Below are 24,658 nucleotides of genomic sequence, written 5' to 3' on the forward strand. Positions count from 1 at the left end.
AAAAAAAAAAAAAAAAGGCACCCCCCCCTTCTCTACGTCCCTCTACGTCCCTCTACGTCCCTGTTCCTACGAAAGCTGCTTCTTGACGGCCGCGGCGACCCGGCCGCCCTCCGCCAGACCCGCGACCTTCGGGTTCACGATCTTCATGACGGCACCCATGGCCCGCGGCCCCTCGGCACCCGCCGCCTTGGCCTCCTCGACGGCCTGCGCCACGATCGCGGTCAGCTCGTCGTCGCTGAGCTGCTTGGGCAGGTAGGCGTCCAGGAACTCGCCCTCCGCGGTCTCCCGCGCGGCCTGCTCGTCGCGGCCGCCCTGGGCGAAGGCCTCCGCGGCCTCGCGGCGCTTCTTCGCCTCCTTGGCGATCACCTTGAGGACTTCCTCGTCGGAGAGCACGCGCGCCTCCTTGCCCGCGACCTCCTCCTTGGTGACGGCGGAAAGGGTCAGGCGCAGCGTGGACGAAGCGAGTTCGTCGCGCGCCTTGATGGCGGTGGTGAGGTCTTCCTGGAGCTTGGCCTTGAGCGTGGTCATGCCCCTGAGTCTGCCAGGTGCGGGGCCTGCGGCGCCCATCGGTTTTCCCGGTCTGCGACGATGGGGGCATGCACGCGCGTTACGGAACCCCCCTGAAGGTGACCGCCTCGATCGCGGCGGTGGGGGCCGCCGGTGTGGCCTATGCCGCGGGGTTCGAAGCCCGGTCCTTCCGACTTCGCCGGATCACCGTTCCGGTACTGCCCGCCGGGATGCGCCCGCTGCGCGTACTGCAGGTCTCGGACATCCACATGGTCGGCGGGCAGCGCAAGAAGCGCGCCTGGCTGCAGTCCCTGGCCGGACTGCGCCCCGACTTCGTCGTGAACACCGGTGACAACCTCTCCGACACGGAGGGCGTGCCCGAGCTGCTCGACGCGCTGGGTCCGCTGATGGACTTCCCCGGGGTGTACGTCTTCGGCTCCAACGACTACTACGGGCCGCGGCTGCGCAACCCCGGGCGCTACCTGATCGAGAAGGTGCAGGGCCGCCACGGCCTGAACGGCAACAAGCCGGTCGTCGGCGCCGTCCACAACCCGTGGGAGGACATGCGGGACGCCTTCGACGCGGCGGGCTGGCTGAACCTCACGAACACCCGGGCCCGGCTGAAGGTGAACGGGGTGGAGCTGGCCTTCACCGGCCTGGACGACCCGCACATCAAGCGGGACCGCTACGAGCGGGTCGCGGGCGGCCCCGAGGCGGACGCGGACTTCTCGCTGGCCGTGGTGCACGCCCCCTACCTGCGGGTACTGGAATCCTTCACGGCCGACCGCTACCCGCTGATCCTCGCCGGGCACACCCACGGCGGCCAGCTGTGCATCCCCTTCTACGGGGCGCTCGTCACCAACTGCGACCTCGACACGAAGCGGGTGAAGGGCCTGTCCACGTACGAGGCCCAGGGCCGGCGCTCGTACCTCCACGTCTCGGCCGGCTGCGGCACCAACCGCTTCACCCCGGTCCGCTTCGCCTGCCCCCCGGAGGCGACCCTCCTGACCCTGGCCCCCAAGGCCTGACCACCGGCGCCGGGCCCTCGTGAAAACCGGATTTCGCCTCAGGCCGAGGGTCCGCTAAAGTAATCGATGTCGCCAGGACAGCACAGCTTCAGGGCGGCGATCGGGGTGTAGCGCAGCTTGGCAGCGCGCTTCGTTCGGGACGAAGAGGTCGTGGGTTCAAATCCCGCCACCCCGACAGAGTAAGACCAGGTCAAGGGCCTGATCCGCAACGCGGATCAGGCCCTTCCTGCATTTCGGCAGCCGTCCGCCGTGCGGCCTCGACCGGATCGCCAGCGGGGCCTGAGCGGGTGCGTGGACCGTGGAGGCAGCAGCTCCGCAGCTCTTCCGAGCGCTCACGCCGCGGCCGGCTCTGCGTCGGCCGGAAAGGAACACCATCGTGCTTTCCCTGCCCCCGCGCCCCGGCGCGGCCCCGCGCGTCTTCGGTCCGGCTCCGCACGGCCAGGGCTCCCAGATCTCCCCGATCATGATGCAGGAGGAGCTGTGGGGGCGGATGCGGGCGCTGCCCTTCGTCTACATGGCCCCCACGCTCGTCTCCGTCTCGCACGCCCGCTCGCTCTTCCTGCCCGAGGGCATCGGCACGGGCCCGGACGAAGCCTTCCAGGGGGGCCGGGAGTTCGCCCACATCCATCCCCACCACGACGGCTCGCTCCACATCACGCTCCCGAAGGACATCGAGGCCGAGGTCATCGAGGCCGGTTGGGGCGTGCACCACCCCGTCCAGAACGTGACGCTCATCTACGGGCCCAGGAACTCGGCGGAGCTGGAGATCGCCTGGCGGCTCGTGCAGGAGTCGTACTGGTACGCGCTCGGCGCGAAGTAGCGTCCGGCGCCTTCTCCAGGTCAGGGGCCTGATCCGAGGACCGGGTCAGGCCACTGCCGTGTCTTCACCGCTCCGGTGGGTGTGTGTGGGGTGCGGGGTGGGGGTGGGGGTGTTGGAATGCGGGGAGGGACAGGCTGCGGTGAGGAGCGGTCATGGGCGGCGGCTCCGGGCGCGTGGTGGTGCTGGGGCACCTGCTGCGGGCGGTCGGGTCCGGGGTGCTGGTGACCTGCCTGTACTACGCGGCTCCGTTGGACTACGGCTTCGGGGCCGCGGCCGTCGCGGCGCTGGCCGGGGGGTTGCTGCTGTTCGGGGGGCTCGTCGTCTGGCAGGTCGGAGCCATCGCCCGGTCGGCCCGCCCGAGGCTGCGGGCCCTGGAGGCCATGGGCACCGCGGTGCCGCTGTTCCTGGTGCTGTTCTCGGCGACGTACTTCCTGCTCTCGCGGGACCGGCCCGGGTCGTTCTCCGAGCCGCTGAGCCGGACCGACGCCCTGTACTTCGCGGTGACGGTGTTCGCGACCGTGGGCTTCGGCGACATCGCCCCCGCCGACGGGACCGGGCGGGCGCTGGCCACCGTGCAGATGGTGGCCGATCTGATCGTGGTGGGGCTCGTCGCCAAAGTGCTCTTCGGAGCGGTGGAGACCGGGCTGTCCCACCGGCCTGGAAAGAGGAGCGGTCCATGACGGCTACGGAACCGGCCCAGCCCGGGCGGCCGGCCCAGCCCGCCCAACCGGCCCGGCAGCCCGAGCCGGTGGTGTTGCGGGGGCTGCTGAAGACGCCTTCGTACCGCAGGATCCTGCTGCTCTGCGCCCTGGTCGGGATCCCGGTGTCCCTGGTCTGCTTCTGGTTCCTCGCGGGGCTGCACGAGTTGCAGCGGCTGCTGTGGGAGAGCCTGCCGCACTCGCTCGGCTGGGACGGGCCGCCGTGGTGGTGGCCGTTGCCGCTGCTGTTGGTCGGCGGCATCGGCGTGGGCCTGGTGGTGGCCCGGCTGCCCGGGGCCGGCGGGCACGTCCCCGCGGCCGGGCTGGCGGTGGGCGGGGCGTCGACCAAGGTGCTGCCGGGGGTGGTGCTCGCGGCGGCGGCGAGCCTGCCGTTCGGCGCGGTGCTGGGCCCGGAGGCGCCGCTGATCGCCCTGGGCAGCGGCTTCGCGCTGCTGCTGAGGGACCTCGGGCGCGGGCCGGCCACCCCGCAGGCCACGGCGCTGCTGGGGGTGGCGGGGGCGGCCGCGGCCATCGCCGCCATCTTCGGGAGCCCGCTGATCGCGGCCGTGCTGCTGATCGAGGTGGTGGGGGTGGGCGGCCCGCAGCTGGTCGCCGTCATGCTGCCCGCGCTGCTGTCGAGCGGGGTGGGGGCCCTGGTGTTCACCGGGTTCGGGCGCTGGACCGGCCTGCAGACCGGCGGGCTGACCGTCAAACTCCCCGGGCCCGTGCCCCGGCTGGACGCGGCCGACGTGGGCTGGGCGCTGCTGCTGGCCGTGGTGCTGGCGGCCGTCGTGCGCGAGGCGCTGGGGGCGGGTCAGGTGGTGGCGGCGTTCGTGGCGAAGGGCCCGGTCGTCCGTACGGCGCTGTGCGCGCTCGGCGCCGGCGTCTGCGCGGCTGCGTACGCGCTGGTCACGGACCGTTCCCCGGCGGACGTGGCCTCGTCCGGGCAGGCCTTGATGGCCACGCTGGCCGGTGATCCGCGGGCCTGGGGGGTGGGTGCGCTGGTGGCCGTGCTGCTGTGCAAGACCGTCGGGTACGCGCTCTGCCTCGGCAGCATGCGCGGCGGCCCGATCTTCCCCGCGCTGTTCCTCGGGGCGGCGGCCGGCGTGCTGGCCGCGCCGCTGCCGGGACTGGGGGTGGTGCCCGCGGTGGCGGCGGGGCTGGCCGCGGCGGGGGCGAGCGTGCTGCGGCTGCCGGTCAGCAGCGCGGTGATGGCGATCCTGCTGGTCGGCAGCCCGGGAATGACGCCGGTGGTGATCCTGGCCGCCGTCGCGGCCCTGATCACCACCGAGTTGCTGCCCGGGCCCCGGCGCCAGCTGTCAGGCTGAGGGCCGGTCGGCGACGAAGAAGTCCGCCAGGGCGGGGGCCAGGACGGCCGGGTCCACGTCGTGGGTCTGGCCGTCCAGGGTGCGGTGGAGGCCCGCCGGCAGCAGGGCGGCGAGGGCGCGGGCGCCGGACTGGAGCCAGGGATCGCTCGCGCCGCCGCCGATGGCCAGAACGGGGATCCGTACGGCCGCCCAGCGGTCGGTCGGCAGGGGGTTGCCGGACATGGTGTCCCCCATGACCCGCGCGTCGTACGGGAGGGTGTGGGCCAGCGCCGCGAAGTGGCTCCAGATGCCGCTCTCCCTCATCTGCCCGACGAACTCGGCCGGGACGAGGACGGCGGCGGTCAGCATGAGGGTGACGGCGTCGTCGCGCCGGTCCGCGGCGATGGCGATGTCCAGTCGCTCGACGTAGTCGGCGGGGACCGGGGGGCGGCTGTCGTCGATGACGAAGGGGGGCTCGTACAGGGCGAGTTCCTTCATCGGCACGCCGTGGGCGGCGGCCTCCAGGGCCAGGACGGCGCCCGACGACATGCCCATCACCCGGACGGGGCCGTCGAGTTCGGCGATGACGGCGGCCAGGTCCTCGACCTCCCGCTCCACCGCGTAGGGAGCGGTGTCGCCGCTGTCGCCCCGGCCGCGGCGGTCGTACGTGACGACGGTGAAGCGATCGCCGAGGAGCCCGGCGAGCACGGCCCACCTGGGATCGTCGCGGACCTGGTAGGCGCCTCCGACGAGGACGAGGGCGGGACCCTCGCCGGTGCGGTCGTAGGCGATGGCGGTCCCGTCGCGGGAAATGGCCTTCTGCACGGTCTGCTCCCCCTGAAGCCATGTGGACGGCGTCCACATCTCCCTCGTAGGCTATACCTGGAAGTTCACGCCGTCCACATTTAGCGAGGGATCGAGTCCCCATGCCATCGGAAACCGAACCGCCGCCCCCGCCCAAGCGCAGCACCTACCGCCACGGGAACCTGCGCAGCGCGCTGCTCGAAGCCGCCCTGGAGCTGGCGCGCGAGGGCGGACCGGACGCCGTCTCGCTGCGCGAGGTCACCCGGCGCGCCGGAGTGTCGCCCAACGCCGCCTACCGGCACTTCGCCGACCGGGGGGCGCTGGTGCACGGGGTCTCGCAGGCCGCGATGGCCCGGGTGGCCCTGGCCATGGAGGCGGAGATCGACGGCCTTCCCGCCGCCCAGGACCCGGCCGAAGCCGCCCGCGCCCGCTTCCGGGCGGTGGGGACGGGCTACGTCCGCTTCGCCGTCACCGAGCCGGGCTGGTTCCGGACCGCCTTCCACGTGCCGGCCGACATGACGTACGCGGCCGACGCCACGGCCGCCGGGGCGGGCGGGCTCACGCCGTTCGAGCTGCTCGGCGCCTCGCTGGACGGGCTCGTGGAGACCGGTGTCCTGCCGGAGGCCCGCCGCCCGGGCGCGGAGTTCCTCGCCTGGTCGGCGGTGCACGGCCTGGCGTCCCTGATCATCGACGGCCCCCTGCGCGGCATCACCCCGGAGCAGGCCCACGACGCGGGCCAAGACGTGATCGCCATGATCGAGCGGGGGCTCTGACGCCCGACGGGGACCGGCCCGGGCCGCGTGCCCCCGCCCGACCGGCCCCCGCGCGTCACGCGTCCAGGGGGTTCGCGGCGATGCGCTTCGCCGCGCCGCCCGCGACGTAGGACGCCGCCGCGCAGGCAGGCTTGCGGGCCGCCTGGTCCTCGACCAGGGCGAGGAAGGAGGGGCCGAAGCCGAGGCGGGGGTAGTGCTCCAGCAGGCCGGCCAGGAAGGCCGGGTCGAAGTCGGGCACGCGCAGGCCGGACACGTCGGCGCTGGTGCCCACCTGGAGGAGGTGGCTCTCGACGTCCTCGGCGGCGGTGACGTCGTCCCGCATGTGCAGCACGATGACCTCCTCCGCGCGGGCCCGGCGGGCCGGGGGCCAGCCCAGACCGGCCGTGAAGAGCCGGGCCACGTGCCCGCCGGCCTCCTCGAAGGGCAGGGTGTGGCTGTCGAACGGCTCGGTCAGGCCCAGGTCGTGCAGCAGGGCGCTGACGTAGAGCAGCTCCGCGTCGTAGGAGAGCCCGTGCACGCGCGCGTACTCGGCGCCGAAGGCGTAGGAGCGGACGGAGTGGTTGAGGAGGGCGGCGTCGGCGTACTCCGAGGCGATCTCGAAGGCCGAACGGGCCGTGTCCGAATCAAGGTTGTGAAGGGTCCACGTCATGGACCGCACCTTAGAGGGGTGCGGTGAAGTCCACCGCCGACGGGCCTTCTTCTCCCGGCCACCACAACCGGGCCGGTGCGGGCGGGGTTTCTGCGAGGACGGTGCCGCGCGAGACGACGTACCGCGGCCGGACCTGGCGGCGGATCGCCTCCGCGGGGGTGGGTGCCGGGAGGAGGACGAAGGAGGCGGGGGCACCCGGCGTGATCCCGTACTCGGCGGAGGACAGGCCGAGGACGCGGGCCGCGCGCTCCGTCACCATCGAGAACGCGACCGGGACGTCGTCCGCGCCGGTGAGCTGGGCGGCGTACAGGCCGACGAGGGCGGTCTGGAGCGGATTGGCGGTGCCGAGCGCGTTCCAGGGGTCCATCACGTCGTCGTGGCCGAAGGCCACGTTGACCCCGGCGGCCAGCATCTCCTTCACCTGGGTGAGGCCGCGCCGCTTCGGGTAGGCGTCGAAGCGGCCCTGGAGGTTGAGGTTCGCGAAGGGGTTGGCGACCAGGTTGATTCCGGAACGGGCGAGCAGCCGCTGGAGTTTGAAGCTGTAGGCGCCGTTGTAGGAGCCCATGGCGGTGGTGTGGGAGGCGGTGGCGCGCTCGCGCAGGCCCGAGCGCAGGGCGAGGGTGGCCAGCACCTCCACGAAGCGGGACTGTTCGTCGTCGATCTCGTCGCAGTGGGCGTCGACGCGGAGTCCGCGCTCCTCGGCCACCGCGAACGCGGTCCGCAGCGAGGCGACGCCGTCCTCGCGGGTGTCCTCGAAGTGCGGGATCGCGCCGACGACGTCCGCCCCGCGGGCGACGGCCTCGCGCAGCAGCGCCTCGCCGTCGGGGAAGGAGACGATGCCCTCCTGCGGGAAGGCGACGATCTGCAGGGTCATGATGTCCCGCACCCGGTCGCGGACCTCCAGCAGCGCGTCGAGCGCGGTGAGGGACGGGTCGGTGACGTCGCAGTGCGTACGGACGTGCAGCACGCCGTTGGCCGCCTGCCAGCGCAGCACCTCGGTGGCGCGCGCGATCACGTCCTCGCGGGTCAGGGTGCGCTTGCGTTCGCTCCAGCAGGCGATGCCCTCCCACAGGGTGCCGGAGGCGTTCGGGCGGGGCCGGCCCGCGGTGAGGGCGGTGTCGAGGTGGATGTGCGGCTCGGCGAAGGGGGCGGTGAGCAGCCCGCCGTGGGCCTCGATGAGCACGCCGGTCGCGGGCGGCTCCTTCTGGTCGTCGTACGGGATCACCCGCGCGATCCGGCCGTCCTCGGCGACCTCCACGTCGGACAGGCCGTCTTCGTGCAGCAGCCGGGCGCCCCGGACGATCATCCGCATGCGGTCCAGCGTAGGCACCCCGCCCGGGGTGCGCACGCGGCTCGGGGTGTGCACCCTGGGCGGGGTGCGCACGCGGCCCGGGGGCCTGTGCGGGCCCGGGGCCCTGACCCGCGCACGACCCGACCCGCGCACGACCCGACCCGCGCACGCGGCCCGACGTTTCACGTGAAACAAAACGTCGGGCCGTGACCGGTGCCGAGGCTCAGCCGCGCTTGGCCTGTGCCTTCTGCTGCATGCCTCGCGTCTTCGCGGAGAGCGACTGGGCCTCTCTGCCCGCGGCCTTGGCACGTGCCTCGGCCGCCGTGTTCTTCGCCATCGCGCGTTCGGAATCCTGGTGGCTGTGGTGGCCGGTACGAGCCTTCTTGGCCATGATCAACACCCTCTCGCAAGCGTTCGGCGTACGCACACCACCATGCGCCCATTCGGCGCAGTCGGCATCCCGGCCGCCCGCCGCGGCCGGACCCGTAAGAATGGAGCGCATGACCAGCAGCGACAGCGACCTGACCCCCGGCACCGCACCCGCTTCCGAGATGCCCGACTGGGAGAAGCGCTTCCGGGCACCGCGCGTGGGCCTGCCCGAATGGGCCGAGGACGCCCCGGACCGCTCGCTCTTCGTCTCGAACGCCACCGGGACCTACGAGCTCTACGCCTGGGACCGGGCCACCGGCACGCAGCGGCAGGCCACCGACCGCCCCAACGGCACCACCGACGGCGCGCTCTCCCCCGACGGGGAGTGGATCTGGTGGTTCTCCGACACCGACGGCGACGAGTTCGGCACCTGGGTCCGCCAGCCCTTCGCGGGCGGCCCGGACGAGCCCGCCACCCCCGGGCTGGAGCCCTCCTACCCCGCCGGCCTCGCCATCGGCCGTGACGGCACGGCGGTCGTGGGCCGGTCCACCGACGAGGACGGCTCCACCATCCACGTCGTACGCCCCGGCGCCGCACCGGAGGTCGTCTACCGGCACCGCGAGTCGGCCGGCGTCGGCGACCTGTCGTACGACGGGACCCTCCTCGCGATCGAGCACACCGAGCACGGCGACGCCATGCACTCGGCCCTGCGCGTGATCACCCTCGACGGCGCCACCGTCGCCGAACTGGACGACTCCCGGGGCGGCACCGAGGAACTGGGCCTGGAGGTGCTCGGCTTCGCACCCGTCGCCGGGGACACCCGGCTGCTCATCGGGCACCAGCGGCGCGGCCGCTGGGAGCCGATGGTGTGGGACGTGGCCAGCGGGGCGGAGGAGGGCCTGGCCGTCGACCTGCCCGGCGACGTGAGCGCCGAGTGGTACCCGGACGGGAGCGCGCTGCTCATCGCGCACAGCTTCGAGGCGCGCAGCGAGCTGTGGCGCTACGACCTGGCCGCGCGCGAACTCGTACGGGTGGACACTCCGCCGGGAACGGTGTCGGGGGCGACGGCCCGCCCGGACGGGACCGTGGAGTACCAGTGGTCCTCGGCCGCCGAGCCGGCCGTCGTGCGGTCCACCGCGGGCGGGGTCGTCCTGGACCCGCCGGGCATGCGGCCGCCGGCCTCGGTACCGGTGGAGGACGTCTGGGTGGAGGGGCCCGGCGGGCGGATCCACGCGCTCGCACAGCGGCCCGTGGGCCACGGTGACGGCCCCTTCCCTACGGTCTTCGAGATCCACGGCGGGCCCACCTGGCACGACTCCGACGCCTTCGCGGCCACCCCGGCGGCCTGGCTGGACCACGGCTTCGCGGTGGTACGCGTCAACTACCGGGGCTCGACGGGCTACGGCCGCGAGTGGACCGACGCCCTCAAGCACCGGGTCGGCCTGATCGAGCTGGAGGACATCACGGCGGTCCGGGAGTGGGCCGTGGCCTCCGGCCTCGCGGATCCGGCGCGACTGGTGCTCTCGGGCGGGTCCTGGGGCGGCTACCTGACGCTGCTCGGCATCGGCATGCGGCCCGACGACTGGGCGGTCGGGCTGGCCGCCGTGCCGGTGGCGGACTACGTGACGGCGTACCACGACGAGATGGAGGCGCTGAAGGCCCTGGACCGCACCCTCTTCGGCGGCACCCCGGAGGAGGTCCCGGAGCGGTTCGAGGCGTCCTCGCCGCTCACGTACGTGGACGCGGTGAAGGCGCCGGTGCACATCGCGGCGGGCGTGAACGACCCGCGCTGCCCGATCCGGCAGATCGACAACTACGTCGACCGGCTCGCGGCGCGCGGCGCGGTGCACGAGGTGTACCGCTACGACGCGGGACACGGCTCTCTGGTCGTGGAGGAGCGCATCAAGCAGGTCCGGATGGACCTCGAGTTCACGCTGAAGCACCTGCCGCAGGGCCTGCCGCGCTGACCCGGCACCGGGCTTCCGGTGCACCCCCCGTACCGTTGGTGGGGTGCACCGGTTTCTCCTGACCCCGCGCTGGTGGGGGATCAACGTCTTCGTCGCGCTCGCCATCCCCTTCTGCCTGTTCATGGGGACCTGGCAGCTCGGCCGGTTCGAGGGCCGCGTCGGCAGCCACAAGGAGGCGCAGGCCGAGCGGCCCGCCGACCGGGCCGCCGAGCCGCTGGACTCGCTGCTCCCGGTGGACACGAAGACCTCCGGGCGGCTTGCTTCCACGGCCGGCGAGTACGGGCAGCAGCTGCTCGTCCCCGAACGGGACCTCGGAGGGAAGCCCGGCTTCTACGTCCTGACCCTGCTGCGGACCGACTCCGGCAAGACGGTCCCGGTGGTCCGGGGCTGGCTGCCGGGTACGGCCGACCCGGCGAAGGCGCCGGCCCCGCCGACGGGGCGGGTCGAGGTGACGGGGGCCCTGCAGTCCTCGGAGAACTCGGGCACCAAGGGCGTGCACGCACAGGGCGGGCTGCCGCCGGGCCAGCTCGGGGTGATCGGGGCGGCCACGCTGGTCAACCTGGTGCACGAGCCGCTCTACGACGCCTGGCTGACGGTGCAGACGCCGGTGGACGGGATGACCCCGGTGCCGGCGAAGGCGCCGAGCAACACGGGGCTGGACCTGAAGGCCTTCCAGAACCTCGGCTACACGGGCGAGTGGTTCGTCTTCGTCGTCTTCGTGCTCTTCATGTGGTTCCGGCTCTACCGGCGCGAGGTGGAGACCCTGCGCGACGCCGAGGCCGGGCTGCTGCCCGCCGAGGCCCCCGCGCCCGCGCCCGCGGACGCCTCCGGGAAGCCGGAACAGACGCCGGAGCCGGAGCCGGCTACGGCGCGCTCGGCGGAATGAGGCCCGTGCGGTAGACCGTGCCGCCGCAGGCCGCCGGGATGGTGGTCTGGGTGACGGGGGCGCCCGTGCCCGGGGTGTGGGAGACCTCGACCCCGGTCGCCGCCGGGCTCCGGGAGCCGGTCTGCGGATCCTTGGCCGGGGCCGCGTCGGCGCCGGCCGGCTCCGTGCCGCCGGCCGTACCGCCCGCCGCCCCGCTCTGCCGGCCGGCCGTGGGCTGCGCCGCACCGCCCTGCTGCTGGGACCCCAGCGAGGGCGCCGGCTTCGCCGCCGGGCAGGACTGCCCGGAGGGCACCCAGGCGAACCGCACCTCGTACGCGGTGTTGGGCTGGAGCAGCACGACGGGAGCCTCGGCGGACGGGTCGGGCAGCAGCGCGCTCGCCGGGTCCCCCGCCGTGTGGCCCGTCACCGTCACCGGCGGCGCGGCCGCCTGGACGGGCGGCGGGTCGGCGGATGGCACCGAGGCGGCGGTCACGGTGTCCGGGCCGGAGACCGTGCAGCCCCGCGCCGAGACGTTGGTGACCTTGAAACTGCCGTAGACCTTGCCGTCGGTCTCGGGGGCGCGGGCACTGCCCGACACGCCCAGCTGGTCGGCCGTGCACCCCGGCGCCACGCCGGGCGCCGCGCCCACCGGCGGCAGCGGTCCGTGGCCGGCGCCGCCCGTGGGGGCGCCCGCTCCGGCGCCGACGGGGCCCGCGGACGTGCCGCCGGACGGGGAGCCGCTCGTCGGCGCGGACGGCTGCGTGCCGCCGCCCGTGTTCTGGCCGCCGCCCGGTGACCCCACCGGCCGGGGCCCGGCCGCGGCGTCGGAGCCGTTCTGCCGCGGGTCGGAGGCGTCGGCCGCCTTGGGGCCCTGCGACTCCCCGTGGCCGGCCATGGCCGAATGCCCGGCCACCGCCCCCTCGTCGGCGTTCAGGTGCAGGGCGGCCGGGATCGCGGTGCCCGCCAGCAGCGCCACCGCGGCCGTCGCCAGGAGGGCCTGCCGCTTGCGGGCCCGGCGCGCGGGCACCGCGTGCCGCAGCCGCTCCAGGGCCCCCTCGGAGGGCTCCAGCCCCTGCACGGCTCCGGCCAGCAGGCCGCGCAGCAGCTGCTCGTCGGCCGTGGCCGTCCCGGCCGGGCCGGGCAGGTTCTCGTGGTCGTCCCTCATGACTGCGCAGCCTCCATCGCCACCCGCAGCGCGGCAATGCCCCGCGATCCGTACGCCTTGACCGAGCCGAGCGAGATGCCGAGCGTCTCGGCGACCTGGACCTCCGTCATGTCGGCGAAGTAGCGCAGTACGAGCACCTCGCGCTGACGGCGCTGGAGCCCGCGCATCGCCCTGATCAGGTCGTCGCGCTCCAGCTGGTCGTAGGCCCCCTCCTCCGCGCTGGCCATGTCCGGCATCGGCTTCGACAGCAGCTTCAGGCCGAGGATGCGGCGGCGCAGCGCGGAACGCGAGAGGTTCACCACGGTCTGGCGGAGATAGGCCAGGGTCTTGTCCCGGTCCCGCACCCGGTTTCGGGCCGAGTGGACGCGGATGAAGGCCTCCTGGACCACGTCCTCGCAGGAGGCGGTGTCGTCGAGGAGGAGCGCGGCCAGGCCGAGCAGGGAGCGGTAGTGGGCCCGGTAGGTCTCGGTGAGGTGGTCGACGGTGGTACCGGCGACGACCGGCCGCTCGGCGCCGGCACTGGCACTGGTCCCGGCCCCGGCACTGGCCCCGGCAATGGCACTGGTCCCGGCGACGGCCCCGGCGCCGGGCGTCAGGGCCTCGGCCGCCGGAGCCCCGGATATCGAAGCGCCGGGTGCGGGCAGGGTGCCGGGCGGGAGGACCTCCGCCGGCTGCGGGCTCGTGGCGGTGTCCGCGCTATCGCGGGGCGAGGGCACGCGGCCGCCCCGGGTCGGCGGTGCGATGTGCGGCACGCTGGCCGGCGGGACGGGAACGATCACAGGGAAGCCGCCGCCGGGCGCGCCTGAGCGTCGGCGCGAGGGAACGATCCCGCTGCGCGCCGGTAGGACGGCCACGTCCAACAGTGCCTCTGCCACGCCCGTTGGACACGCGTCCCCCCGTCAGGGTTGTACGCGCCAGGCAGAGTATTCAGCAATTTCCCCATTGCCTTCATGCGTACCCGCTCTTCCCGATTGCCCCATTCATCCAGGCGGCAGTCGGGCCATCACCTTGATCAAGGGATCGATGCCGATCCTACAAAGCGGATTACGCGAATTCACCCGCGATCAGTTCCGAGATCTGGGCGGCATTCAGCGCGGCACCTTTGCGTAGATTGTCCGCACACACGAAGAATTCCAGGGCCCTCGGATCGTCGAGCGAGCCCCTCAGCCGCCCCACCCAGGCGGGATCGGTACCGGCCGCGTCCGCCGGCGTCGGGAACTCCCCCGCCGCCGGATCGTCGACGAGGACCACCCCGGGCGCCGCCTCCAGGACCTCCCGGGCGTGCGCCGCGGCCACCTCCCGCTCGAAGCGGGCCCGTACCGTCAGGGAGTGCCCGGTCACCACGGGAACCTGGACGCAGGTCACCGCGACCGGCAGCGAATCCAGGCCCAGGATCCGCCGGGTCTCCGCCCGTACGGCCAGCTCGTGCGAGGACCAGCCGTCCGCGCGCAGCTCCCCGGACCAGGGCACCACGTTCAGCGCGAGCGGCGCCGCGAAGGGCCCGGTGTCCTCGCCCACGGCACGGCGCACGTCCCCGGGCAGCTCCCCGAGGGGGCTTCCGGCGACCTGGGTCAGCTGCCTGCGCAGCGCCTCCGCGCCCGCCCGGCCCGAGCGGCTCGCGGCCTGGTACGAGGAGACGGCCAGCTCGGCCAGCCCGTACTCGGCGTGCAGCGCGCCCACGGCGGCGATCATCGCGGCGGTCACGCAGTCCGGGCCCGCGACGATCCCGCGCGGGCGGCTGCGTACGGCGTGGCCGTTCACCTCGGGCACCACCAGGGGCACCTCGGGGTCTTCCCGGAAGGCGGCGGACTGGTCCACCACCACGGCACCGCGCGCGGTGGCCACCGGGGCCCAGTGCGCCGACACCTCGGCCGGGGTCAGGAAGAGAACGACATCGCCCCCGCCGAGGCCCTCGAAGGCGTCCTCGGTGAGGGCGAGCACCTCGGTCTCCTCGCCGCGGACGGCCAGCACGCGGCCGGCCGAGCGCGAGGAGGCGATCAGGCGGATGTCGCCCCAGACGTCCGCCCGCTGGGACAGGATCTGGAGCAGGATCGTTCCGACCGCCCCGGTCGCCCCGACCACGGCGAGCGCCGGGGCCGGGGCCGACCGGTGCGGACTCATCGTCCGGTGCCTCCGTAGACGACGGCCTCGTCGCTGTCGGAGTCGAGGCCGAAGGCCGTGTGGACGGCGATGACGGCCGCGTTGACGTCGTCCTGGCGGGTCACGACCGAGATGCGGATCTCGGAGGTGGAGATCAGCTCGATGTTGACGCCCGCGTCGGACAGCGCCTGGAAGAAGGAGGCGGTGACGCCCGGGTTGGTCTTCATGCCCGCGCCGACCAGGGAGATCTTGCCGATCTGGTCGTCGTAGCGCAGGGAGTCGAAGCCGATCTGCGCCTTCGCCTTCTCCAGGGCGTCGATGGCCTTGTGGCCCTCGGTCTTGGGGAGGGTGAAGGAGATGTCCGTCAGGCCCGTGGAGGCCGCCGACACGTTCTGGACGATCATGTCGATGTTGATCTCGGCGTCCGCGATGGCGCGGAAGATCGCCGCGGCCTCGCCCGGCTTGTCCGGAACGCCGACGACGGTGATCTTGGCTTCGGAGACGTCGTGGGCGACTCCGGAGATGATGGCGTGCTCCACCTGCTCGTCCCCTTGTGACTCGGGCTTCTCGTTGCTGACCCAGGTACCCGGCAGTCCGGAGAAGGACGAACGGACGTGGATCGGAATGTTGTAGCGGCGCGCGTACTCGACGCAGCGGTGCAGGAGCACCTTGGAGCCGGAGGCCGCCAGCTCCAGCATGTCCTCGGAGGAGATCCAGTCGATCTTCCGGGCCTTCTTCACGACGCGGGGGTCCGCGGTGAAGACGCCGTCGACGTCGGTGTAGATCTCGCAGACCTCGGCGTCCAGCGCCGCGGCGAGCGCGACGGCGGTGGTGTCCGAGCCGCCCCGGCCGAGGGTGGTGATGTCCTTGGAGTCCGCGGACACGCCCTGGAAACCGGCGACGATGGCGATGTTGCCCTCGTCCAGCGCCGTGCGGATGCGGCCCGGCGTCACATCGATGATGCGCGCTTTGTTGTGGACCGAGTCGGTGATCACGCCTGCCTGGCTGCCGGTGAACGACTGGGCCTCGTGGCCCAGGTTTTTGATCGCCATGGCCAGCAGGGCCATGGAGATCCGCTCTCCGGCGGTCAGCAGCATGTCGAACTCACGCCCGGCAGGCATCGGGGATACCTGCTCGGCGAGATCGATCAGCTCGTCCGTCGTGTCGCCCATCGCGGAAACCACGACGACCACCTGGTGGCCGTTCTTCTTGGCATCCACGATCCGCTTGGCGACGCGCTTGATGCCCTCGGCATCGGCTACGGAGGAGCCTCCGTACTTCTGCACGACAAGGCCCACGTGCGCTCCTCGCTCAATCCAGTACTGCGGTCGCCGGTCAGTCTAACGAGCGACCGCGATACGGCCGACGAGTACCACATCGTGAGATGAGCTGTTCATTCCGTGATCATGCGTGGTCAGGCGGGCTCGCTACCGGTCTCCCGCCTTCTGGGCGGCCGGGCGGCGGCCCAGCCGGCCGAGTTCCTCGGCCATCACCGCGCCGGCCTGCTCCGCGAGATCGTCCTCCGCCAGGTCCTCGTCGGTGTCCAGGCCGTCCAGGGCCGCGAGCGGCTGGTTGAGCCGGACGTGGGCGATCAGCGACTGGAGGGCGCGCAGCATCGCCGAGGCCGTCGGGCCCCAGTTGGTGAAGTACGAGAACTGCCACCACCACAGGGCCTCGGTGACCCGGCCGCTCTGGAGGTGGATCAGCCCGTGCCGCAGGTCGGCGACCACGTCGGCCAGGTCGTCGGAGATCCGGTGCGCGACCGGGGTCTTGCGCGGCTCGTAGGGGTCGAAGACCTCGGAGTAGACGTCGACCGGCTCCAGCATCACGGCGAACCGCTCGCGCAGGTCGTCCACGTCCGGTTCCGGGCCCAGGTCGGGCTCGTAGCGCTCCTCGGGCAGGACGTCCTGGTACGCGCCCAGCCGACCGCCCGCCAGCAGCAGCTGGGACACCTCCAGGAGGAGGAAGGGGACGGCGCTGTCCGGGTCCTCGCCCTTGGCCACCTCGGTGACCGCGACGATGAAGGACTCGATCTGGTCCGCGATCGAGGCGGCGAAGTCGTCCGGATCCTGTCCCAGGGCGTGCAGCGTTGCGTCAGACATCAAGAAGTCGCCTTCCTTCAAAGGCCCGCCCGAGCGTGACCTCGTCCGCGTACTCCAGGTCTCCCCCGACGGGGAGCCCGCTGGCCAGGCGGGTGACCTTCAGGCCCATGGGCTTGATCATGCGGGCGAGGTAGGTGGCGGTGGCCTCGCCCTCCAGGTTCGGGTCGGTCGCGAGGATCAGCTCGGTGACCGCACCGTCCGCCAGGCGCGCCAGCAGCTCGCGGATCCGCAGGTCGTCGGGGCCGACGCCCTCGATCGGGCTGATCGCCCCGCCGAGGACGTGGTACTTACCCCGGAACTCGCGGGTCCGCTCGATCGCGACGACGTCCTTCGGCTCCTCGACCACGCAGATGACCGCCGTGTCGCGGCGCGGGTCACGGCAGATCCCGCACAGCTCCTCCTGCGCCACGTTCCCGCACACCGCGCAGAAGCGGACCTTCTCCTTGACCTCCAGCAGCGCGTGCGCGAGGCGCCGGACGTCGGTGGGCTCGGCCTGCAGGATGTGGAAGGCGATCCGCTGCGCGCTCTTGGGCCCGACGCCGGGCAGCCTGCCCAGTTCGTCGATCAGGTCCTGGACCACGCCTTCGTACAACGGACTGCCTTCTTTCGTTTCTGCGTGCTGCTGGATGCGGGTGTGGATGCGGGTGCGGGTGCGGGTCTGCGGGAGCGATTAGAACGGAAGGCCGGGGATGCCGCTGCCGCCGCCCAGTACCTGCGTCAGCGGTCCCAGCTTCTGCTGCTGGAGCGCCTGCGCGTTCTCGTTGGCCGCCTGGACCGCCGCGACCACCAGGTCGGCGAGGGTCTCGGTGTCCTCCGGGTCCACGGCCTTCGGGTCGATGACGAGGGCGCGCAGTTCACCGGAACCGGTGACGGTCGCCTTCACGAGGCCGCCGCCCGCCTGGCCCTCGACCTCGGCCGAGGACAGCTCCTCCTGGGCCGCGGCGAGGTCCTGCTGCATCTTCTGGGCCTGCTGGAGCAGCTGCTGCATGTCGGGCTGGCCACCACCGGGAATCACAGGTACTCACTCCGTACGTCGAAACGGCTGCGGATCGCCTTCGGGGAAGGCTCGGTCAATCCGAGCCTACGTGCTCCCCGGGCGCCGCGCCCTACGCCGGGAGGACCAACTCTTTCGGGTGAGAGACGGGGCGTGCGCGTACCTGATGGAGCCCTCCTTGTGGGCGGAAAACCCGGGATTCGTTGCCCATCGCGCGTCATTCGAAGGTAGGAAGAGCATGCGCACCATTGCGCACACGCGCACCACACGTCAGCGCAGGCAGAGGGAGTGCCGGGTGAGTCAGCCGGAGATGCAGCCCGAGGGGCCACCCCGGGACCCCGCAGAGGACGGCGACCTTACCGGCCGGCCGTTCCCTCTCGGGGACTGGGGAGAGCCCGCCGAGCGGCTCGACGAGCTCTACCGGCGGGTGGAGGCCGATGCGCTGCGCACGGCCGAGTGGTACCTGTCCGACCGGGCGTGGAAGCGCCGGGGCGCCCGGGCGCTGCGGGCCGGCGCGGCCGTGGGCGCCGTCACGGGCGCGGCCATGCCGCTGCTGGAGCTGACGGGCTCGGCGCCCGGGGCGGCCGCGTACGGTTACCTGTCGCTGCTGCTGGCCGCCGCCTGCATGGCCTGCGACCGCTTCTTCGGGCTGACGTCCGGGTGGATGCGGGACGTGGCGACGGCGCAGGCGGTGCAGCGGCGGTTGCAGACGCTCCAGTTCGACTGGGCCTCGGAGAACGTGCGCGAGGTGCTGGGCCCCACCGAGGGGACGGCCAGTGAGGCCGCCGAGCGGTGCCTGACGGTGCTGCGCCGCTTCTCGGAGGACGTCACGGAACTCGTGCGCTCGGAGACGGCCGACTGGATGGTGGAGTTCCGGGCCGGGCCGGCGCCGCTGCTGATGCAGTCCCTGGCCGGGGCGCCCTCCCGCCCGGACCCGGGCATCCCCCCGGCCCGTTTCCCGCTGCCGCCGGGCACCCGCCCGAACATGCCGCGCCAGCGGCCGCCGGAGCAGCCGCGCTGAGTCCCCGGGGTGCGCCGCTCACGGGGGCGGCGCGCCCCGGGAGCCGGGCCGGACGGCTACGTTCCGGCGCCGGTCGGGGCCAGGGGCCGGGTGCCGGGCCGGACCGGGGCCGGTGGCGGGGCCGGGGGCAGGGGCAGGGGCGTTAGCTGAAGATGATCATCGAGCCCTGGCCGAGGCTGCGGGTCGCCGCCGCGTGCAGGCCGAGCCACACGTGGCGCTCCCGGGCGAAGGGGCTCTCGTCGTACGGAATGGGCCCCGCGGGCTCCTCCAGCGCCGTCGGCCCCCCGGGCGGCGCGGGCGCCGCGGGCGGGTTCGCCGGGTCTATCCCGATCGCGGGAGCCACGAAGGCCAGCTCCCGCAGCAACCCCTGCGCCGACCCCAGCGGCCCGCCGCCCGCCAGCAGCTCCTCGTTGGCCAGCGGAGCCTCGAAGTCCACCGGGACGTACGCCCCCGCGTGGTCGTAGTGCCACACCAGGTGCGACTGCTGCGCCGTGGTCTCGAACATCTCCAGCAGCTGCTCGTAGTCCCCGCCCAGCTCGTCCACCGGGGTCACCGGCAGCCCGCAGATCTGCAGCAGGTACGCCCGCCGCAGGAAGTGCAGGGCGTCGTAGTCGAAACCGGCCACCGGGGCCACGTCCCCGCTCAGGCCGGGCATGTACGCGAACACGGGCACCGACGGCAGGCCCGCCTCGCCCAGCGCCTTGTCGTACGAGGCGATCTCTTCCGCGAAGGGGTTGTCGGGGCTGTGGCACAGCACGTCGACAAGGGGGACCAGCCACAGGTCACAGGCCACGCGGGCTCCGATCAGTCGTTGCCGCCGATCGGGCCAGAGTAGTGCGCCGGACACGCTCCGCGAAGGGGTGCGCAGAACCGGGGCGGGCGGACGGACGGCGTCAGAGGCCCGCGGCCCAGTCCAGCCCGTGCTGGTTGTACGCGCGCACGAGCCGGCGTACCTCGTCGGCGTCGGCCAGCGTCACCGCGTCCACCAGCTCGTTGTGCCCGTCCCACAGCGCGGCCCGCAGCTCGGGGGCCCCCTGGAGGTGCGGTACGGAGAAGACCCAGCACTGGACGCGGATGCGGTGCAGGAAGTCCGAGATGTAGGTGTTGCCGACCAGCTCGCTGAGCTCCCGCCAGAAACGCAGGTCGTAGCCGATCAGCACTTCGAGCGAACCGCTGCGCGTGGCCCGCCGCGCCTCCTCCGCGCGGCGGCGCACGGACACCAGCAGTTCAGCCGTGCCCGGCGGGGTGCCGCGTTCGGCGAGGCGGCGGAAGATGCCGTCGAGTATCAGGGTCCGGGCCTCGATCATTCCCCGGAAGTCGTCGACGGTGAAGATCCGCACCCGGAAGCCCCGGTGCTGCACCGACTCCAGCAGCCCCTGCGCCGAGAGGTCGACCAGCGCCTCGCGCACCGGGGTCGCGGAGACCTCGTACTGCTCGGCGATCTGTTTGACCGTGAACTCGGTCCCGGGCGGGAGACGCCCCGCGAGCACCTCGTCACGCAGCGCGTCCGCGATCTGCTGCCGAAGGGTGTTGCGGGTGACACCTCCGCTCCGGCTGCCTGGCATAGGGGTCCGTCTCCTCCATAGGTCATCGGACACCTTAGGCCAGGCAGCGCGGCTGAAACCGAGCGGTCTACGGCCGGAATGCGGATGTGACGTCCGCTCTCCGGACCGTCAGGCGCCGGCGGTGTGCCGGTCGGCCACCGTGAGCGCCTCGTCGAGCAGGGCCAGACCCTCCTTGGCCTCGGCCTCCGTGACGGTGCACGGGGGGACGACGTGGGTCCGGTTCATGTTGACGAACGGCCACAGCCCGGACGCCTTGCAGGCCGAGGCGAATTCGGCCATGGGGGCGTTGTCGGCCCCCGCGGCGTTGTACGGGACGAGCGGCTCGCGCGTCTCCTTGTCGCGCACGAGCTCCAGCGCCCAGAACACGCCGAGACCGCGGACCTCCCCGACGGAGGGGTGGCGCTCGGCGAGGTCGGCCAGCCCGGGGGCGATGACCTCGGCCCCGATGCGGGCGGCGTTCCCGACGATGCCCTCCTCCTCCATCGTGTTGATCGTCGCGACGGCGGCGGCGCAGGCCAGGGGCTGGCCGGAGTACGTCAGTCCGCCCGGGTAGGGGCGGGTGGCGAAGGTCTCGGCGATGGCGGCGGAGATGGCGACGCCGCCGAGCGGCACGTAACCGCTGTTGACGCCCTTGGCGAAGGTGATCAAGTCGGGGGTGACGTCCCAGTGCTCGGCGGCGAACCACTTGCCGGTGCGCCCGAAGCCCGACATGACCTCGTCGAGGATGAAGACGATGCCGTAGCGGTCGCACAGCTCGCGCACGCCGGCCAGGTAACCGGGCGGCGGGGTCATGATCCCGGCGGTGCCGGGCACCGACTCCAGGATGATCGCGGCGATGGACTGCGGGCCCTCGAAGGCGATCGTGTCGGCGAGGTGCGCGAGGGCGCGCTCGCACTCCTCCTGCTCGGTGGTCGCGTGGAAGGGCGAGCGGTACAGGAACGGGCCCCAGAAGTGGACGACGCCGGCGGAGGCGGTGTCCGAGGGCCAGCGGCGCGGGTCGCCGGTCAGGTTGATCGCGGCGGCGGTGGCCCCGTGGTACGAGCGGTAGGTGGAGAGCACCTTCTGGCGGCCGGTGTGCAGCCGGGCCATGCGTACGGCGTTCTCCACGGCCTCGGCGCCGCCGTTGGTGAAGAAGATCTTGTCGAGGTCGCCGGGGGTGCGCTCGGCGATGAGGCGTGCGGCCTCGGAGCGGACGTCGACGGCGAAGCCGGGCGCCAGGGTGCAGAGCTTCGCGGCCTGCTCCTGGACGGCCGCGACCACCTTGGGGTGCTGGTGGCCGATGTTGGTGTTGACCAGCTGGGAGGAGAAGTCGAGGAAGCGGTTCCCGTCGTAGTCCCAGAAGTACGAGCCCTCGGCGCCGGCGACCGCCAGCGGGTCGATCAGGGCCTGGGCGGACCACGAGTGGAAGACGTGAGCGCGGTCGGCGGCCTTGACGGTCGCGCCGGTGACATGAGGGGTCATGCGGTCACGCTAGAAGTGCGCAGGTGGGAAGGGATATCGGCGGACTGTATGGGGGTGGGCGGCCGCTCTCGGCAGTCTGTCTGCCTAGCCCACCATTGACAGCACACTGCCATGATGACAGTCTTCTGTCATAGCTTTCGTCCTACCAACTGGAGGCGAGCACCATGACCGAGACCCCCGCCAAGCCCGTCCACCTCGCGGTCTACGACACGTGGGCGGACTGGGAGACCGGACACACCACCGCGCACCTCACCCAGCGCGGCCACCGCATCCGCACGGTCGGCTTCGCCGCCGACGTCCCGGTGACCACCATGGGCGGGCTCCGGATCCTGCCCGACCTGTCCCTCGCCGATCTACGCCCCGAGGACTCCTCGCTGCTGATCCTGACCGGCGCCGAACTCTGGGACTCCGGTGACGAGCTCGCCCCGTTCGCGGCCAAGGCCCGCGAGTTCCTGGCCGCCGGAGTGCCGGTCGCGGCCATCTGCGGAGCCACGGCGGGCCTCGCCCGGGAGGGCCTGCTGGACGACCGCCCGCACACCAGCGCGGTCTCGTTCTACCTCGCCGAGCAGCCGGGGTACGCGGGTGCCGGGCAGTACGTGGAGGCCGACGCCGTGACGGCGGGCGACCTGATCACGGCCGGCCCGACCGAACCGGTGGCCTTCGCCCGGGAGGTCTTCGCCCGGCTCGGCGTCTACGAGCCGGACGTCCTCGACGCGTGGTACCGGCTCTTCCACGACTCCGACGCGAGCGCGTTCCCGGTCCTGATGGCGGCGGAGGCGGGCGATGCCTGAACCGCTGTCCGCGCGGGAGCGGCAGGACCTGCTCAGCCGTACCGCGCTGAACGTCTTCCACCTCAACGGCCAGTTCCTCTCCGTCTCCGAGGAACTGGCCCGCCCGGCCGGGCTGACGGCCGCGTGGTGGCAGGTCCTGGGCGCGGTGCTGACCGAGCCACTGCCCGTGGCGGGCATCGCCAGGACCATGGGCATCACCCGCCAGAGCGTCCAACGCGTGGCGGACCTGCTGGCCGCCCGGGGCCTCGCCGAGTACGTCCCCAACCCGGCCCACCGCCGGGCGAAGCTGCTCCGCCCGACGGAGGCGGGCCGCGCCGCGATCGCCCGCATCGACCCGGGGCACGCGGAACTGGCCGACAGGCTCACGGAGGCCCTCGGCGAAGCCGGCTTCGCCGAGACGGTCGCGGTCCTGGACCGCCTCTCGGCGGCGCTGTCGGCGATCACGGGCAAGGAGGCCTGAGACGGAGGGTCCGGGGACGGGGACGGGGTGGGGTGCCGGACAGGTGCCCGCCCGACCAGGGCGACGCCCGTTCCCACTCCCCCCGCGGAGCGCACCGCACTACGCTCGCCCCGTCCGGCCAGCCCAGGGGGAAGGGACCACCCGGCGATGGAGCAGCTCCACCCCACCGACCCGCACCACGTCGGCCCGTACCGCCTCCTGGCCCGCCTCGGGGCCGGCGGCATGGGCCAGGTCTACCTCGCCCGCTCCGACCGCGGCCGCGCCGTCGCCGTCAAGCTCGTCCACCCCGGCCTGGCCCTCCACGAGGAGTTCCGCTCCAGGTTCCGCCAGGAGGTCTCCGCCGCCCGGCGCGTCGGCGGCGCCTGGACCGCGCCCGTCCTCGACGCCGACACCGAGGCGGCGACCCCGTGGTTCGCCACCGGCTACGTCGCCGGGCCGAGCCTGCGCCAGGTCGTGGCCCGGGACTTCGGCCCGCTGCCCGCCCGCACGGTACGGATCCTCGCGGCCGGACTCGCGTGCGCCCTCCAGGACATCCACCGCGCCGGCCTGATCCACCGCGACCTGAAGCCCTCCAACGTGCTGCTCACCATCGACGGCCCCCGCGTCATCGACTTCGGCATCGCCCGCCCCCTGGACGAGCCCGACGCCGGCCTGACCCGGACCGGGCAACTCGTCGGCTCCCCCGGCTTCATGGCCCCCGAGCAGGTGCGCGGCGGACCGGTCACCCCGGCCTGCGACGTCTTCTGCCTCGGCGCCGTCCTCGCCTACGCGGCCACCGGACGGCTGCCGTTCGGCGACGCGGAACACCCCGGCGGGGCCGCCGGGCTGCTGCTGCGCATCGTCGAAGCCGAACCGGGCCTGGACGGCGTACCGGACGGGCTGCGCGAGCTCGTCGCGGACTGCCTGAGCAAGGACCCCGCCGCCCGGCCCGACCCGGCGACCGTGCTGGCCCGGGTGGGGGCGGGCGACACGGTGGCCGGCGGCCGGGCGCTGGAGCCCTGGCTCCCGGCACCGCTCGTGGCCCAGCTGGGGCGGCAGGCCGCGCAACTCCTCGACCGCGAGGACGCCGGTCCGGCGGGCACGCCACTGCCGCCGCTTCCGGCCCCGGCCGTCGCACCCGTACCACCCGTCACCGCCGTACCGCCCGTCACCGCCGTACCGCCCGTGCCTCCCGTACCGCCCGTGCCGCGCGCCGTCCCCGTGCCGCGCGCCGTCCCCGACACCCTCGCGGCGCCCGTCGCCGCCGGCCCGCCGGTGCCCGTGCCGCCGGTGCCCGTGCCACCGGTGCCCGTCCCGCCGTACGAGCCGCCTCCCCCGGCGCCCCCGGCCCGCCCCGGCACCGTGTCGACGGCGTTGCTCGCCGCGGTGGCGGTCGTCGTCGCGACGGCCGCGGGCGGCACGGTGTACGCGGTGATGAGCGGCGACCCCGCGCCCCGGCCCCCGCTCACGGCGCCCTCGGGGGCCGCCGGCGCCTCCTCTTCGGGCTCCGGATCCGCTTCCGCCCCCGCCTCCGGGAGCCCCGGAAGCGGAACCCGGGCGGGCCGGCTCCCCCAGTCCTATGCCGGCACCTGGCGGGCCACCTCCGGCTCCGCCGACTGGCGCCTGACCCTCACCCCCGGCGCCGTCGGCGAATCCGTCATGACCCTGCGCGTCGAGCACCCCGGGTACTCCTGCTCCTGGCGGGCCGCCCTGCGCAGCGCCCCCGACCCGGTGGAACTCGAAGCCTCCGCCGTCACCTCCGGGACCCCTCCCACCTGCACGCCCGGCGGCTGGAGCCGGCTGCGGCTGCTGCCCGACGGAAGCCTGGTCCGTGAGCTGAGCGGGGGAGACAGCCTCCCTCTCACGTATTACAGGGAGTAGTCGCCGACCGTTTGTGTCGAAGTCAATAAGCCTGCAAACAGAGCTTGTTGCGTACGACGGA

Annotated in this window: 26 protein-coding genes and 1 tRNA gene; 12 read left to right on the forward strand and 15 right to left on the reverse strand. The window is 73.4% G+C overall.

Annotated elements, in window-relative coordinates:
- Positions 1–66: 66 nt before the first annotated feature.
- Complete coding sequence (locus SSNG_RS16385) at positions 67–528, reverse strand: GatB/YqeY domain-containing protein (RefSeq protein WP_007264971.1); 462 nt, start codon at positions 526–528, stop codon at positions 67–69.
- Between the two features lie 68 nt (positions 529–596).
- Between SSNG_RS16385 and SSNG_RS16390 the strand changes: the two genes are divergently transcribed.
- The 5 genes from SSNG_RS16390 to SSNG_RS16410 all read left to right on the forward strand — a co-directional run bounded on the left by SSNG_RS16390 (position 597) and on the right by SSNG_RS16410 (position 4,381).
- Positions 597–1,535, forward strand: coding sequence for a metallophosphoesterase (locus SSNG_RS16390; RefSeq protein ID WP_007264972.1), 939 nt, complete (start codon positions 597–599; stop codon positions 1,533–1,535).
- Positions 1,536–1,636: 101 nt separating this feature from the next.
- A tRNA-Pro gene (locus tag SSNG_RS16395) sits at positions 1,637–1,710 on the forward strand.
- A gap of 201 nt (positions 1,711–1,911) precedes the next feature.
- Positions 1,912–2,355 (forward strand): luciferase family protein, encoded by a 444-nt coding sequence (locus tag SSNG_RS16400; protein ID WP_050779643.1) that lies wholly within the window; start codon positions 1,912–1,914, stop codon positions 2,353–2,355.
- 152 nt (positions 2,356–2,507) lie between these two features.
- Positions 2,508–3,035: a potassium channel family protein gene (locus SSNG_RS16405; RefSeq protein ID WP_007264974.1), complete on the forward strand. Its 528-nt coding sequence runs from the start codon at positions 2,508–2,510 to the stop codon at positions 3,033–3,035.
- Positions 3,032–4,381 carry a chloride channel protein gene (locus SSNG_RS16410; protein WP_007264975.1) on the forward strand — a complete coding sequence of 450 codons (1,350 nt, stop codon included), beginning with the start codon at positions 3,032–3,034 and terminating at the stop codon, positions 4,379–4,381. Before SSNG_RS16405 ends, SSNG_RS16410 begins: the two co-directional genes overlap by 4 nt.
- Here SSNG_RS16410 and SSNG_RS16415 read toward each other — a convergent pair.
- Positions 4,373–5,185 carry an alpha/beta hydrolase gene (locus SSNG_RS16415; RefSeq protein ID WP_007264976.1) on the reverse strand — a complete coding sequence of 271 codons (813 nt, stop codon included), beginning with the start codon at positions 5,183–5,185 and terminating at the stop codon, positions 4,373–4,375. The genes SSNG_RS16410 and SSNG_RS16415 overlap by 9 nt on opposite strands.
- Positions 5,186–5,286: 101 nt before the next feature.
- Here SSNG_RS16415 and SSNG_RS16420 point away from each other — a divergent pair, with 101 nt between their 5' ends.
- Positions 5,287–5,937, forward strand: a complete 651-nt coding sequence (locus tag SSNG_RS16420) for a TetR/AcrR family transcriptional regulator (RefSeq protein ID WP_007264977.1) — start codon at positions 5,287–5,289, stop codon at positions 5,935–5,937.
- 55 nt (positions 5,938–5,992) lie between these two features.
- Here the strand turns inward: SSNG_RS16420 and SSNG_RS16425 are convergent, their stop codons facing one another.
- The 3 genes from SSNG_RS16425 to SSNG_RS42140 form a co-directional block, all read right to left on the reverse strand.
- Positions 5,993–6,586 (reverse strand): HD domain-containing protein, encoded by a 594-nt coding sequence (locus tag SSNG_RS16425; protein ID WP_007264978.1) that lies wholly within the window; start codon positions 6,584–6,586, stop codon positions 5,993–5,995.
- A 10-nt stretch (positions 6,587–6,596) separates the two neighbouring features.
- The gene (codA, locus tag SSNG_RS16430) at positions 6,597–7,898 is read right to left on the reverse strand and encodes a cytosine deaminase (RefSeq protein ID WP_277752147.1); all 1,302 of its coding nucleotides are present in this window, start codon (positions 7,896–7,898) and stop codon (positions 6,597–6,599) included.
- 202 nt (positions 7,899–8,100) lie between these two features.
- A complete protein-coding gene (locus SSNG_RS42140; RefSeq protein WP_164720908.1) occupies positions 8,101–8,268 on the reverse strand; it encodes a hypothetical protein in 168 nt (55 codons plus the stop codon).
- 100 nt (positions 8,269–8,368) lie between these two features.
- Between SSNG_RS42140 and SSNG_RS16435 the strand changes: the two genes are divergently transcribed.
- Both SSNG_RS16435 and SSNG_RS16440 read left to right on the forward strand, forming a co-directional pair.
- Positions 8,369–10,213, forward strand: a complete 1,845-nt coding sequence (locus SSNG_RS16435) for a prolyl oligopeptidase family serine peptidase (protein WP_206731302.1) — start codon at positions 8,369–8,371, stop codon at positions 10,211–10,213.
- A 43-nt stretch (positions 10,214–10,256) separates the two neighbouring features.
- Complete coding sequence (locus SSNG_RS16440) at positions 10,257–11,099, forward strand: SURF1 family protein (RefSeq protein ID WP_007264982.1); 843 nt, start codon at positions 10,257–10,259, stop codon at positions 11,097–11,099.
- On the opposite strand, the gene SSNG_RS16445 is transcribed toward SSNG_RS16440, so the two are convergent.
- The 7 genes from SSNG_RS16445 to SSNG_RS16475 form a co-directional block, all read right to left on the reverse strand.
- Positions 11,077–12,243, reverse strand: a complete 1,167-nt coding sequence (locus tag SSNG_RS16445; protein WP_007264983.1) for a hypothetical protein — start codon at positions 12,241–12,243, stop codon at positions 11,077–11,079. The genes SSNG_RS16440 and SSNG_RS16445 overlap by 23 nt on opposite strands.
- Complete coding sequence (locus tag SSNG_RS16450; protein ID WP_050779878.1) at positions 12,240–12,800, reverse strand: SigE family RNA polymerase sigma factor; 561 nt, start codon at positions 12,798–12,800, stop codon at positions 12,240–12,242. Before SSNG_RS16450 ends, SSNG_RS16445 begins: the two co-directional genes overlap by 4 nt.
- A gap of 487 nt (positions 12,801–13,287) precedes the next feature.
- Entirely contained in the window at positions 13,288–14,364 is a 1,077-nt protein-coding gene (locus tag SSNG_RS16455; protein ID WP_007264985.1) for an aspartate-semialdehyde dehydrogenase, read from the reverse strand.
- On the reverse strand, positions 14,361–15,641 hold the full coding sequence (locus tag SSNG_RS16460) for an aspartate kinase (RefSeq protein ID WP_007264986.1): 1,281 nt from the start codon (positions 15,639–15,641) through the stop codon (positions 14,361–14,363). The genes SSNG_RS16455 and SSNG_RS16460 overlap by 4 nt, the downstream gene beginning before the upstream one ends.
- Positions 15,642–15,770: 129 nt before the next feature.
- Positions 15,771–16,445 (reverse strand): DUF5063 domain-containing protein, encoded by a 675-nt coding sequence (locus SSNG_RS16465; RefSeq protein ID WP_007264987.1) that lies wholly within the window; start codon positions 16,443–16,445, stop codon positions 15,771–15,773.
- Positions 16,438–17,037, reverse strand: a complete 600-nt coding sequence (gene recR / locus SSNG_RS16470) for a recombination mediator RecR (RefSeq protein WP_007264988.1) — start codon at positions 17,035–17,037, stop codon at positions 16,438–16,440. The genes SSNG_RS16465 and recR overlap by 8 nt, the downstream gene beginning before the upstream one ends.
- 78 nt (positions 17,038–17,115) lie before the next feature.
- Positions 17,116–17,460: a YbaB/EbfC family nucleoid-associated protein gene (locus tag SSNG_RS16475; RefSeq protein WP_007264989.1), complete on the reverse strand. Its 345-nt coding sequence runs from the start codon at positions 17,458–17,460 to the stop codon at positions 17,116–17,118.
- A gap of 274 nt (positions 17,461–17,734) precedes the next feature.
- Here SSNG_RS16475 and SSNG_RS16480 point away from each other — a divergent pair, with 274 nt between their 5' ends.
- Complete coding sequence (locus SSNG_RS16480; RefSeq protein ID WP_050779644.1) at positions 17,735–18,460, forward strand: SLATT domain-containing protein; 726 nt, start codon at positions 17,735–17,737, stop codon at positions 18,458–18,460.
- 142 nt (positions 18,461–18,602) lie between these two features.
- Here SSNG_RS16480 and SSNG_RS16485 read toward each other — a convergent pair whose 3' ends face one another.
- From SSNG_RS16485 to SSNG_RS16495, 3 genes are all read right to left on the reverse strand, one after another.
- Positions 18,603–19,253, reverse strand: a complete 651-nt coding sequence (locus SSNG_RS16485) for a hypothetical protein (RefSeq protein WP_007264991.1) — start codon at positions 19,251–19,253, stop codon at positions 18,603–18,605.
- Between the two features lie 100 nt (positions 19,254–19,353).
- Positions 19,354–20,025, reverse strand: coding sequence for a GntR family transcriptional regulator (locus tag SSNG_RS16490; RefSeq protein WP_007264992.1), 672 nt, complete (start codon positions 20,023–20,025; stop codon positions 19,354–19,356).
- 108 nt (positions 20,026–20,133) lie between these two features.
- The gene (locus SSNG_RS16495) at positions 20,134–21,486 is read right to left on the reverse strand and encodes an aspartate aminotransferase family protein (RefSeq protein WP_007264993.1); all 1,353 of its coding nucleotides are present in this window, start codon (positions 21,484–21,486) and stop codon (positions 20,134–20,136) included.
- Positions 21,487–21,650: 164 nt separating this feature from the next.
- Here SSNG_RS16495 and SSNG_RS16500 point away from each other — a divergent pair, with 164 nt between their 5' ends.
- From SSNG_RS16500 to SSNG_RS16510, 3 genes are all read left to right on the forward strand, one after another.
- Positions 21,651–22,277: a DJ-1/PfpI family protein gene (locus tag SSNG_RS16500; protein WP_007264994.1), complete on the forward strand. Its 627-nt coding sequence runs from the start codon at positions 21,651–21,653 to the stop codon at positions 22,275–22,277.
- Positions 22,270–22,737, forward strand: a complete 468-nt coding sequence (locus SSNG_RS16505; protein WP_007264995.1) for a helix-turn-helix domain-containing protein — start codon at positions 22,270–22,272, stop codon at positions 22,735–22,737. Before SSNG_RS16500 ends, SSNG_RS16505 begins: the two co-directional genes overlap by 8 nt.
- A gap of 147 nt (positions 22,738–22,884) precedes the next feature.
- The gene (locus SSNG_RS16510; RefSeq protein WP_042801155.1) at positions 22,885–24,597 is read left to right on the forward strand and encodes a serine/threonine-protein kinase; all 1,713 of its coding nucleotides are present in this window, start codon (positions 22,885–22,887) and stop codon (positions 24,595–24,597) included.
- Positions 24,598–24,658 lie beyond the last annotated feature (61 nt).

The sequence above is a fragment of the Streptomyces sp. C genome, from assembly GCF_000158895.1.
GTDB classification, from domain to species: Bacteria; Actinomycetota; Actinomycetes; order Streptomycetales; family Streptomycetaceae; genus Streptomyces; species Streptomyces racemochromogenes.